The 12,582-nt window shown below is 49.8% G+C and carries 8 protein-coding genes; all 8 read left to right on the top strand.

The features are described from left to right. Positions 1-29 precede the first annotated feature (29 nt). The 8 genes from ICL55_RS02875 (at position 30) to ICL55_RS02910 (ending at position 12,488) form a co-directional block, all read left to right on the top strand. Positions 30-905 (top strand): heme/hemin ABC transporter substrate-binding protein, encoded by an 876-nt coding sequence (locus ICL55_RS02875; protein WP_188094531.1) that lies wholly within the window; start codon positions 30-32, stop codon positions 903-905. Next, a complete protein-coding gene (locus ICL55_RS02880) occupies positions 886-1,914 on the top strand; it encodes a FecCD family ABC transporter permease (RefSeq protein WP_188094532.1) in 1,029 nt (342 codons plus the stop codon). Before ICL55_RS02875 ends, ICL55_RS02880 begins: the two co-directional genes overlap by 20 nt. Beyond that, the gene (locus ICL55_RS02885) at positions 1,914-2,708 is read left to right on the top strand and encodes a heme ABC transporter ATP-binding protein (RefSeq protein ID WP_188094533.1); all 795 of its coding nucleotides are present in this window, start codon (positions 1,914-1,916) and stop codon (positions 2,706-2,708) included. The genes ICL55_RS02880 and ICL55_RS02885 overlap by 1 nt, the downstream gene beginning before the upstream one ends. Before the next feature lie 8 nt (positions 2,709-2,716). Continuing rightward, positions 2,717-3,250, top strand: a complete 534-nt coding sequence (locus ICL55_RS02890) for a hypothetical protein (RefSeq protein WP_188094534.1) — start codon at positions 2,717-2,719, stop codon at positions 3,248-3,250. Positions 3,251-3,293: 43 nt separating this feature from the next. Next, positions 3,294-7,571 (top strand): discoidin domain-containing protein, encoded by a 4,278-nt coding sequence (locus tag ICL55_RS02895; protein ID WP_188094535.1) that lies wholly within the window; start codon positions 3,294-3,296, stop codon positions 7,569-7,571. A 1,100-nt stretch (positions 7,572-8,671) separates the two neighbouring features. Beyond that, positions 8,672-9,640 (top strand): 2,3-diaminopropionate biosynthesis protein SbnA, encoded by a 969-nt coding sequence (gene sbnA / locus ICL55_RS02900; protein ID WP_223151275.1) that lies wholly within the window; start codon positions 8,672-8,674, stop codon positions 9,638-9,640. Positions 9,641-9,645: 5 nt separating this feature from the next. Further along, positions 9,646-10,614: a 2,3-diaminopropionate biosynthesis protein SbnB gene (gene sbnB / locus ICL55_RS02905; RefSeq protein WP_188094536.1), complete on the top strand. Its 969-nt coding sequence runs from the start codon at positions 9,646-9,648 to the stop codon at positions 10,612-10,614. Between the two features lie 239 nt (positions 10,615-10,853). Continuing rightward, entirely contained in the window at positions 10,854-12,488 is a 1,635-nt protein-coding gene (locus ICL55_RS02910) for an MBL fold metallo-hydrolase (protein WP_246496142.1), read from the top strand. Positions 12,489-12,582: the final 94 nt, after the last annotated feature.

Genomic DNA, 12,582 nt, shown 5'->3' on the forward strand with positions numbered 1-12,582 from the left:
AAAGTTCATCATCTCCTTAAAGTATAATTATGAGAAACAGATACCTGCTGTTGCCGGCCGTCATGTTGATGATATGCGCCTGTGGCAGATTTGGCAATAAAGACCAGCATGCCGGGCGTACCCGTATCGTTTGCCTGGCCAAGCAGTACAATGAAGTAATTTATGCGTTGGGCGCAGAAAAGGACCTGGTGGCAGTAGACCTCTCCAGTACCTATCCGCCGGCCATCAAAGCATTGCCTACAGTAGGCTATCACCGCGCGTTGAGCGCGGAAGGCATTATCTCGCAGGAGCCTACGCTGGTGATCCACGACAATAACGTGGGACCGGAGCAGGTGATGCAGCAGCTGGAGAAAATGAAGATACCCATGAAAACCTTTGTTGACAGTGTGTTTACGATAGAGCAGGACAAAAAAATGATCACTGCCCTGGGGGCTTACTTCGGGAAAGAACATCAGGCAGACAGTCTTTGCCGGATACTGGACACGCAGATGAAAGAAGCGTTGACTAACAGTAAGCACTATACGGACACGCCGCGTGTAGTGATCATCCATTTTGGCCGTGCCATGAATATTTATCTCGCCGTAACACAACAGAGTACGGCGGCGAAAATGATAGGATGGGCCGGTGGCGTTATTCCTATCGGTGGCACAAAAGGAATGCAGCAGGTATCTGCGGAGCTGATAGCACAGGCAGACCCCGACGTGATCTTGCTGACAGATTTCGGTTACGACAGGCTGGGGTCTATAGAGAAGATCAAAGAGCTGCCCGGCGTGTCTGGCACCAAAGCCGCACGCAGCAACCACATCTACCGGGTGGAAGAACATGATCTGATATACCTGGGACCGCGTACCGGCAACAACGTGCTGGCACTGCAAAAACTGATACATGCCAAACAGGCCATATAGCGAAGTGTTGCTGTGGCTGACGATACTGCTGGTGGCAGCGGTGTTGTCGTCTGCCTGCCTGGGCGCCATAGACATCAGCATGGAGGAGATAGCCGGAGCATTCGGTAAACTGTTTTATCATGGCAACGACTATACGTTACATGAGCGGATTTTCCTGGAAATACGCTTGCCGCGGGTGTTGTTCTGTTTATTGGCAGGAGCGGCGCTGGCGGTAGGTGGTGTGTTATTGCAGGCGTTGTTCAGGAACCCCATCATAGAACCCGGGCTGATAGGTACTTCCAGCGGGGCCGCCTTTGGCGCTGCGTTGTATTTTGTAACAGGCGCCATGTTCCATTTTCATGCCGGCGTATGGGTGTTACCGTTAGCTGCCTGCGCAGGCGCCATGTTGGCCACTTTCATGGTGCTGGTGTTATCCGGCAGCCGGGAAGACGGCAGGACCGGTATTGTCACGCTATTGCTGATGGGCATTGCCATCAATGCGCTGTTTCTCAGCGGCACCGGTTTTCTCTCTTACATCGCACGGGACCCGCAGGCGCGTTCCATTACTTTCTGGAACCTGGGCACTCTGTCCGGCGCCAACTGGGAGTCGGTGATCATCGTGGCCGTAGTGGTGACCTTATGCTGCTGGCGTGCCATGGCCTGTGCAGCGAAGCTCAACCTGTTGATGCTGGGCGAAGAGGAAGCGCAATTATCAGGGGTGGGCGTGCGGCGGTTGAAGATGGAGGTGATGATCATCAACGTGATCATGATAGCGGTGGTAACGGCTTTCACCGGGGTGATCAGTTTTGTGGGACTGGTAGTGCCGCATTTTCTGCGCATCTGGAAAGGGGCCGACAATCGTTATCTGATGGCAGCCGGCGCATTGGCGGGTGCGGTATTGCTGACGGCAGCGGACATCGCGGCGAGGCTGCTGCTGCGGCCGGCGGAGCTGCCGATAGGTATTGTCACTTCTTTTGCCGGCGTGCCGGTGCTCATTTTTTTACTGAAGAAGAAAAAATACTATTTCTGATGCTTGCATTATCTGGTATTACCTGCATTAAAAATAACAAAGTATTGCTGGAAGATATCAGCGTACAATGGGAGCCAGGCAGCCTGCACGTCGTCATGGGACCTAACGGCGCCGGCAAGTCTACCTTGCTGCGGATCGCGGCCGGTCAGCTGTCGCCTACGTCGGGGACCGTGACGTACGGCGCCAGGCCGGTCGCTGATTTCTCTGTGAAACAACTGGCAGCTGTCCGTGCGGCGCTGTCGCAACAACAGGAGCTGGCGTTTCCACTGAAAGTGCGGGAGGTAGTGCTGATGGGCCGCTACCCGCATATTGCGGACAAGCCGGTAGCAAAAGATAAGCGCTACTGCCGGGAAGCGATGGCGCTGTTTGATCTGGAGGAGCTGTCGGAACGCGATTATCTCAGTCTCTCCGGCGGAGAAAAGCAGCGGGTGCATTTCGCACGCGTGCTGGCCCAGATCTGGGAGAAGCCGCCCAATGGCTGCCGTTATCTGCTGCTGGACGAGCCGCTCACTTTCCTCGATGTGCACTATCAGTTCAGACTAATGCGGCAGCTGAAAACACTGTTACAACAGCAAGACCTGGTGATCGTGGCGGTATTGCACGATCTGCATATCGCCGCCAGGTTTGCCGACAATATCCTGTTGCTGCACAAAGGCCGGATGGCGGCACACGGCAGCCGGGAAGCAGTGCTGACCCCCACTCACATTCAGGCGGTATATCAGCTGGACAGTGAAGATGTGTCGGCAGTCATCCCTGTTTATCATCCCCCAACATCTGTTTCTCACACTAAATAACATGAATAATGAAAAAGCAATTTGTCTGGAAGCCTTTATGGCACTGCGTGATGATGATGACCTGGCTCTTGTTCGGTATAACTGTATCGGCACAACGCCATGAGTCACGTCAGCAGACTAAAGAACCTGATTGGGTCACCATGATGGATGATCCCAACGTTAATTTTTTCGTGATAGAAAAGTCCTTCAACGATTTCTGGAAAAACAAGGAACTGCCGATTGAGGAAGATGAAATACTGGACGTGAAAAAGAACACCGAGCGAAAGCGCCGGTTCCTGGGCATTTTCAAAAGAAGAGAGTCTGAAGCCGAGCGGGAAAAAGAGGAGGATACGCACAAGTATGCCTTTGCCTACAAGAAATACCAATGGTGGAGGAGGCAGGTGCTGCCCTATGTGCAGCCGGACGGGTCTATCCTCAGCAGGGAAAAGCAGGTGGAAATCTGGCAACAGCAAAAGCAACTAAAGACAAACATCCGGGAAAAGCAGGTGAAAGATAAAAAAGAGCAGGAGAAGAACAACGATAACCCCGGCAAGAAGTGGTAGTAAAAAATTTCTCCATCATCAACCGAAAATAACCGCAATGACTATGCGTAAACATATATTCCTGTTTTTATCCGCCTTGTTGCTGTCTGCAGCTGCAGTGGCACAAAACTATGGCAACTGGCGAAATATCGGCCCCGTGCTGTTTCCGATCAACTCTTCCGGACAGATCAACGGTATTGGCCGTGTGACACAGATGAAATTCCACCCTTCCAATGCGGCCACCGTCTATGCTACCAGCGTATGGGGCCTCTGGAAAAGTACCGATACCGCCAATACCTGGCAGCTGCAGGGCACCGACGAGCTGCCTAAGGCCACCTGTGCTTCCGTATGCATAGATTACACCAACGATCAGATCATGTACCTCGGCACCGGGGACCCCAACTATTACAGCACCGCACTGGGCGTGTATAAAACCACCGATGGCGGGCAATCGTGGCTGCCGTCCAACAGCAACATCGGCAACCGTATGGCCGTGGAACTGCTCATGTCGCGCACAGACCATAATGTGCTGATTGCCGCTACCAACGATGGGATATGGAAAACAACGGATGGCGGCACTTCCTGGACCAATAAGCTCAGTGGCGGACAGTTTACCGACATGGCCTACAAAGCCTCCAACAATACCACTACTATCTATGCTGTGAACATGGCCGGCGGGTTTTATGTATCTCCTGATATGGGAGAAACCTGGATGCCTGTTACACTCACCTTGCCGGCCAGTGGGGCCAAAGGCAGCAGGATAGCAGTAACGCCTGCTGATTCCAACCGCGTGTACGTGGGAATGGTAGGCGCTAATGACGCCGTTTCCGGTGGGGTGATCTACAAATCCACCAACGGTGGTACTACTTTCACACAGGTAAAAGGCGATGTAGCACCTAATCTGGTAGGCTACAACGCCACCTCCAGCGGACAGGGGAATTACAATTTTTCTATCGGCGCCGACCCGGTGAATGCCGATGTCCTTTATCTGGTGGCACACATTGTATGGAAAAGCACAAATGGCGGCAGCAGCTGGACGCAGATCCAGACCGGCTGGTGGACCATGATCCATACAGATATGCATGGTATCAAGGTAAGCCCCTATAACAACAGTAAGGTGTTCAACTATAATGATGGTGGTGTTTGGCTCAGCACAGACGGTGGCACCAACTGGGTCCCCCGCAGCGACGGGCTTTCGTCCACAGAAGTATATCATGCCTCCAATAGCCCTATCCGACGTGATATGATCAGTATCGGCACACAGGACAACGGAGAGCTGTATTACAAGTATGCCGCCAATCCCTGGTTTACCAACAGGGGCGGCGATTGGGGCTCGCGTTCTGCCTTTGACTATAATACCAACAACCAGGTGTACTATTATGAGAATGGGAAGCGAAGACCGGTTACCGGAAGCGAAAGTTCGTACAACGTGCCGTTCACCGCTTCCAATAAAATGGAGCTGGAGTTCACACCGGCCAACGTAGGCGTTGCATTCATTGCAGACACGGGCCTGTGGCGCAGCACCAATATTACCGCGGCTTCGCCGGCATGGACCAAAGTGGTGAACAACACAGAAAAGATCAAGGCATTGCATATCAGCAATGCAGACGCCAATGTGGTATATTATGTGACCACTAATCAGAAAGTATACCGCTCCCGTAATGCGTTGGCCGCGTCGCCCACGTTTGTCAGCGTGGCCGCGCCGGTAGCCACCAGTGTAGCCGCCGGCGTTACCACTATTAAGAGTGATACCAATGTGGTGTATATCTCCTGCGGCAGCAAAGTATACCGCTCGGCAGACCAGGGAAATACCTTCACGGATATCAGCGGCACCCTGCCACCGGTCAATATTATCCGGCTGCTGGAAGACCGCTACGCTACCAACGAATCGGTATACCTGGCCACGGCACGCGGCGTGTACTACCGTAATAAGAACATGGCCGACTGGTCGCTGTATTCTATCGGGCTGCCTACCGTTGCCGATATCACGGATATCTTTGCCTATAACAACGGCGTGGCCGACAGCAGCGAGTTGCGGGTGAGCTTCTACGGTCGTGGCGTTTTCGGCACTAAATTTAACAATGCCATCACACCGCTGATTTCCTTCGCGGCTACGACGGTCAATACCACCGCCGGCGGAGTGAATAAGTCCGGCTGTAAGCCCTATACGGACTATACCGTTAACCTGACGGTCAGCCCGGCGCCTTCCGGCAATGCCAACGTGCAGCTGGTGGCAGGTTCCACGTCTTCCGCCGTGAAAGGCGTCGATTACGACGTGACCACCAACGGCAGCTTTACCACACCCGCGGACACGCTGATCTTTACATCGGGACAGACGACCCCGCGTACGGTCACTATCCGCGTGTATGGCAGTAAGACAGACCCGGCCGGCAAATATGCGTTGTTATCGTTCTACGTCAACGGTAGTACGAATGCCATGGCTGATCCGGCTGCACAAACCTGCCGCGTGAATATCAGCTATCCGGATGCATCGCCGGTAGGGGATACGGCGCTCATTAACCTCACTTACGGTAACGGCACTACGGGCGGCAGCGCCTCCAGTCCGTTCAACGGTACGCAGTCGGATAAGCGCGCCCAGACTATCTATCCGGCAGATGAGCTGAGAGCGGCAGGCCTGCAACGAGGCAATATCTACTCCATTGCTTATCATGTGACCTCGCGTACGGTGACTACCACCAGCACGTTCCAGAACTTCAACGTGGCGGTAGGTACCACGCCTCAGGCAACATTTACGGACACACAATTTGATAACAGCCCGGTTACAACGGTGTATAGCGGCAGTATCACCGTGGCAGATACAGGATGGGTACAGGTTCCTTTCTCACAGCCTTTCTACTGGGACGGCAGTTCCAACATCCTCATACAGTCGTGCTACAACAACGCAGATGGCACCGACCAGGGAGACAACCTCGTGGCGTCTATCTCTGTGAGCGGCGCTAATCCTACGGTGTTCCAGCGGCAAACCAGCGGTGCAGGATGTAGTTTCACGGCACCAGGTTATGGCTCTACCAGACCTAACCTGATCTTCAATACCCGGCCCGCCGTTACTACCGTGGCAGGCACGCTGAATACGGGCACTACGCAGTACCTTGGCCCTAATGCCACCGTATACTTTGCAGACAGCACCGGCAAGATCATGGCGAAAGTGAAGAACCTGTCCGCCTTTGATTATGGTTGCACCACGGTGCAGATAGACCGTGCAGGTACCAGTGCGGCGCCATTCTGGGACACGGCCAAAGTACATTATCTGACATCCAAAACGCTGAAGATCACTCCCACCAATAACAACACCGCCGGCAGCCTGAATGTGACATTGTATTATACGGCGGCTGAAAAGCAAGGCTGGGAAAACACGACAGGGCTCATCTGGGATTCTGCGAAGGTGGTGAAGGTGAAGAGCAATATCAGTAACGTTACACCAGCCAATCCCGCGCCCGATGGCGCCGGTACGATCTACGTTGCGCGTGATAGCAGCGGAAAGAAAGGCGCCACTATCTATTACGTGTCTGGTACCTTCAATACCGGTATGGGAGGCTTTGGTGCCGGTAGTCCTGGTAATCCGCCGGTAGCCGGCGCATGTAACACCCCGATACCGCGCAGCCAGTTGAGGGTGTCGCAGTTCGACAGCCAGGAAACAGTAGGAGAGAGCGCCCCGGCCGTAAATGTTATTGACGGTAATAACAGCACATTCTGGCATACGCAGTGGTACAACAGCACGGCGCCCATGCCACATTATATTTCCATCTATCTCGGCGGCGCCTATAATCTGAGTAAGCTCACCTATCTGCCAAGGCAGTCAGGCACTAATGGACGTATCAACGCCTACCAGGTGCAGGTGAGTGCCGATAGCATTAACTGGACGCAGGTGGCCAGCGGCAACTTTGTGAACAGCACTGCGGCACAGGATGTGGTTTTCTCACCCACGGTGAAGGCGCGTTATGTGAAGCTGGTAGCTACTTCTGAAGTGAACGCCAATGCATGGACCTCCATTGCTGAGCTGTCGTTTACCGGTTGTCCTGATACCACGTCATCTCTGGCTAAAGCAGCACTGGTTAGTAAACAGCCGGCCGGTAACATCAGCGTATATCCGACCAGGTTGCAGCAGGGCGGAAGCGTGAACGTGCGCACGCACGACAACACGATGCTACTGTTGCGCCTCTACGATGTGAAAGGCAGAATGGTACGCATGGAATACGTGACAGACGGCGGTACGGTAAATACCGGCAATCTGAACGCAGGCGTTTACTTTTATAGTATTTTTAATAATAAGCAACCTTCGGCCCGGCCGTTGAAAACAGGTAAGATCGTGATTACAGAGTGATAGCAGTCATGCAGCAAGGAGGAAGCTCACCTTCACGGTTAACACAAATTTTGTGTGTAATAGCAAACAAGACCCCGTGCTCAGCACGGGGTCTTGTCTTTTGCCGACGGTAGTTTACACTGAATTATGATCTCATGGATAAATATTGTTTGGTTTCCTATTATTATGATAAAACGTAAAAAATACCTGTTCTCACATCTATTTATTGCGATTGATTTTTGAAGTCGGACTGCAGTGTGCGGTGAGGTAATATTTCATGGGACATATGTAGATGCTTTATTTTACTGGTGTTTCCGGGTGTCGTCCAATGTTACCGGAAAAATAATTTTTTGTTTTTTCTTGATAAGAGTTTTTGTTGTTTCAGAATTATTTATTTACTTTACCTCGCTAATGAATACGTTTCTATCACGAACTGAAAAGTATTTGCGACAAACAGAAAAAAGTTGTTTCCACCACAACTGTATTTTCATAGAACCCTATTTTATCGATCCCATGAACGTTTAGACACAAAAAAGCGATACCAGCATCAGGGTTTATACATTTTACGTATAAGCGTTGTTGTCAGTTATCCTTAAAAACCTGTTTAAAGCAACCCAGGTCAAGTTAAAGAGCTTGATTTAATACGATGTATTGTCGGAAAGAGAGCGTTTCCACAAAGAATTTAAGAAAAAAACTGTGCGTCTGGTTTTTCCGACCGGTGTAACTATTGTTTCACTGGTTCTTGCAAGCATACTATTAATCGTATTTCGTTTAGGGAACGGAAAATCGTGCTGATCATGTCGCTGCGCCTTAATTGTTACAACAGGGACTAGAATTGCATGCATCAAATGCAGTGGAGGGCTGTTTTAGCATACATGCCTTTCGATACTGCGGTCAATGTTGTTGTCCTTTACGAAGGGTATCTCTTTCATATGAACGAATGACTGTCACATTTGCGGGAAGAAATTCTTCCGGCAATGTATAGCAGTATTGTGTCAACTAATATGAGATATGAGCATAACGAAACGTAAGATATAGACAATAGCAACGAATAGATGAATGGAGAACGTTAGTAGTCCCTACATACCAATTTAATAAATCATTGAAAAACCTAAGATGAGATGATGTTATCTTCCCTCGAAAAGATCAGCGGCCTGATCGGAAATACACCAGTGGTAGAACTTAATATGCCTGGTGTTTCACTGTTCACAAAACTGGAGTACAGAAACTACTCGGGCAGTATTAAAGACAGAGCTGCTTTGAGCATTCTCTCCAATGCCATCCGTAACGGCAGGGTAAACAGCGATACGCTTATCGTAGAGTCGAGCTCCGGTAACTTCGCCATCGCCCTGGCACGAATCTGTAAAGACCTGGGATTGACCTTTATCCCCGTCATTGATCCCAATATTAATCGCGAGAATGAAGCGATGCTCCGCTTGTTTACCGATAAAGTAGTAAAAGTGGAAAAAGAAGACAGCACCGGCGGATACCTCCTCACCAGGATTGAAACCGTCAAGGAACTGTGTGCCCAACACCCCAATAGTTTCTGGACCAATCAGTACGATAATCCCGATAATTTCAAAGGCTATTACAACACCCTGGGAAAAGAGATCTGCGACCGGTTTGATCACCTGGACTACATGTTTATCGCCGTCAGCTCCTGTGGCACTATCAGCGGGATATCCCGGAAAGTAAAAGAGAAATTTCCGGACATCACCATCGTCGCTGTAGACATTGAAGGCTCCGTTATCTTTAATATTCCTCCCCAGAAAAGATATGTTTCCGGCCTCGGATCCAGCAAAGTGCCTTCCATATTGGAAAACGCCATCATTGATGAGGTCATGATCGTGACCCACGAGGAACTGGTTGCCGGCTGTCACGAACTGGTGAGAGAACAGAATATTTTCGCAGGCGCTTCCTCCGGAGCAGTCTATGCCGCCATCAAAACCTATTTCAATTCACACGCTATTCAGGGTACCCCTGTTACACTTTTCTGCTGTGCAGACCGCGGAGATTCCTATATCAACAATGTATACGACAGAAAATGGGTGAATAACATGATGGAAAAGCTGTCCAAAATAAAAGCATAATAAATATGTACTATTTAAGTAAATCCGATCTGTTACACATGGGTGTTAACTGGGAAGAAATGATTGGTAAGATCCGGGAAACCGTTTATACCCTGAAAGATGGAGATTTTGCCCAGCCCATCAAACCTTACCTGAGATACCGGGACCTCACCAACCGTATCATTGCTATGCCCGCATTCGTGGGTGGTAAAGTATCTTTTTCAGGTATAAAATGGATAGCCAGCTTTCCTGAAAATATCAGGAAAAACCTTCCCCGTGCCAACTCTGTCACCATATTGAATGAAGCAGATACCGGTGTGCCTGCCTGTATTATCAATACCAGCCACGTGAGTGCCGTTCGTACGGCGGCCGTAACAGGACTGGTGGTGAGCGAATACCTGCAGCGCAACCGCCAGGAGAAATTAAGTGTAGGTATTATCGGTTTCGGTCCTATCGGCCAGCAACACCTGGACATGATCAGTTCCCTGCTGGGAGAGCGGCTGGACTACGTGCATATCTACGACCTTCATCAGCCTGATGCTTCCCTGATCCCTGCCTCTCTGAAAGACAAGGTACATATCGTTCATACCTGGGAAGAAGCATTTGAGAATGCAGATATACTGATGACCTGTACTGTCTCTAAAAAGCCATACATCAACAAAGCCCCTAAGAAAGGCTCCCTGCAGTTAAATATTTCCCTGAGAGATTATGTGCCGGAGTTTATCAACTACGCCAATCATATTGTGGTGGATGACTGGGAAGAAGTATGCCGGGAGAATACAGATATCGAGGTGATGCATAAAACACAGGGGTTAACCAAATCAGGCACGCTTTCACTTGTGGATATCATTTGTGAAGACAAATTACAAAATGCGGGGATGGAAGAGGTGGTCATGTTTAATCCGATGGGAATGGCCGTATTTGATATTGCTACTGCTGTATACTTCTATGAGAAAGCAAAAGCAGCCGGCATCGGTACGGTACTCGCCGATTAAAATAGTCAGCCCAACACCAGATCATGGTTCTTTTTGTTAAAGAGTCTGGATGCTTGCAGGAAAGATGTTTTTATCCGATAGTCACTGGTATGGGTGGAACTTACCAAACTATCACATAGCGACGTCTCCTGTGACATTCTTGATACACAAGTGTTTCCGCCGGGTGAATGTTTGCTTTACGTCGTGGTAAGCATAACGCCACTTTGGAGGAAACACTTTTATGATCAACATATTTTTTAATGCGAAACCTCACCATCATGAATGGAAATGAATTTTACTTAAAACCTAACGTAGTCATAGAACCTTTATTCGACAGATGGTATGCCTGGAGCCACCTGATATCACCTGCTACCGCCGCCATGAACGTGGTAGGCAGACACCTGAATATCATGGATTCCTTTATCATGGAACCTTCTGTGCATGCTGAAGCGGTACTGAACCCCAAGATGAAAGGCGGCCCTTTCATGGATATACCGGTTGACCGGGTCGACGAAGTGAATGTCCTCTATGAAAAAACCATGAAGGAACAAGAGAAAGCGCTGAAGTTTTCCAAAGCGGTAAAAGAGTTGGACCGTTTGCTGGAAGCGGAAGGTAAAGGGATGGGCATGGAAACGCTGTACGAGAAAGTTCCCCCCATGCTCAAAGGATATGTGGAACTGTTTTACGATCGGAACAACAACGCAGATTTTCGCTTTTTTGAAGCATTATTATATAAGAGCCATTTTTACAATAAATCGTCTCAGAGCATTGCCCTGTGGGTGACTGAAAACGACCACCGTCCTTTTTGTCTGAGCACGCCCAGACTGGACGAACCGGGGGTGCTGCACCTGCCCCTACCTTTTGATCATGCCGGTATCGATGAACTGGCAAGAATGAAGCGTACGCCGAAAAACCTGGAGTATATCAAAACATTATTAGACATATCTCCTGCGGACGAAGCGCTGTTTAATACCTTCTTTACGACCACCCCGCCTCCTGTTTATAATAAATATACCGGTGATAAAATCCGTATGCGCTACTTCGGCCATGCCTGTATCCTGGTAGAAACCAAAGACGTTAGTATCCTCGTAGATCCGCTGATCAGCTACTATGGCTATGATAGCGATATCGAGCATTTTTCCGATGCCGATCTTCCGGACGTGATCGATTATGTGCTGATCACCCACAATCACCAGGACCATATTCTGTTTGAAACATTATTGCCACTTCGTCATAAGATCAAACATCTGATTGTTCCCCGTACCAACTCCGGCCAACTGGAGAATCCTGATCTGCGGCTGATGTTCCAAAACATCGGTTTTGATCAGGTGGAAGCGATAGAAGAAATGGAAACCATTGAGTTTACCAACACAACGATCACAGGGTTGCCCTTTACCGGAGAACACAGCGATCTGAATATTCTCTCCAAGGCCTGCTACCTGGTACAGATCAGCGGCTTCAAACTTTTGTTCCTGGCGGATTCCCGCATCAGTGAGCCTGCCCTCTACGAGCACATTCATCAGAGCATCGGTGATGTGGACGTGATGTTCCTCGGCATGGAATGCGACGGCGCGCCGCTGACCTGGTTATACGGACCGCTGATGACGAAAAAGATCACCCGCGAACAGGACAGCAGCCGCAGGCTGGCAGGTTCTGATTGCCTGAAAGGCATGTCGCTGGTAGAGATCTTCAATCCCAAAGAGGTGTACGTATATGCGATGGGTATGGAGCCGTGGCTGGAATTTATCAGCAGTATTAAATATACGGATGCTTCCAATCCCATCATCCAGTCTGATAAACTCGTCAAAAACTGTCAGGAGAAAGGAATGATAGCTGAACGCCTGTTTGGTGAAAAAGAACTGCTGTACGAACGGAAGTATGCTGCCGCAGAATAAGCATTATTAACCCTATGCCGGCGTACTATTAGGTGTGTAGTGAGGTGGAAGTCCCATCTTTCTACAGGTTAAACTATTGTTATTACTGAACAAA

The sequence above is a fragment of the Chitinophaga varians genome (assembly GCF_014529945.1).
Classification (GTDB): Bacteria; Bacteroidota; Bacteroidia; order Chitinophagales; family Chitinophagaceae; genus Chitinophaga; species Chitinophaga varians.

Excerpts from the sequence above, each read along its gene's own strand:
- ICL55_RS02875 (WP_188094531.1), top strand. The coding sequence starts at position 30 with ATGAGAAACAGATACCTGCTGTTGCCGGCCGTCATGTTGATGATATGC.
- ICL55_RS02880 (WP_188094532.1), top strand. The coding sequence starts at position 886 with ATGCCAAACAGGCCATATAGCGAAGTGTTGCTGTGGCTGACGATACTG.
- ICL55_RS02885 (WP_188094533.1), top strand. The coding sequence starts at position 1,914 with ATGCTTGCATTATCTGGTATTACCTGCATTAAAAATAACAAAGTATTG.
- ICL55_RS02890 (WP_188094534.1), top strand. The coding sequence starts at position 2,717 with ATGAAAAAGCAATTTGTCTGGAAGCCTTTATGGCACTGCGTGATGATG.
- ICL55_RS02895 (WP_188094535.1), top strand. The coding sequence starts at position 3,294 with ATGCGTAAACATATATTCCTGTTTTTATCCGCCTTGTTGCTGTCTGCA.
- sbnA (WP_223151275.1), top strand. The coding sequence starts at position 8,672 with ATGATGTTATCTTCCCTCGAAAAGATCAGCGGCCTGATCGGAAATACA.
- sbnB (WP_188094536.1), top strand. The coding sequence starts at position 9,646 with ATGTACTATTTAAGTAAATCCGATCTGTTACACATGGGTGTTAACTGG.
- ICL55_RS02910 (WP_246496142.1), top strand. The coding sequence starts at position 10,854 with ATGCGAAACCTCACCATCATGAATGGAAATGAATTTTACTTAAAACCT.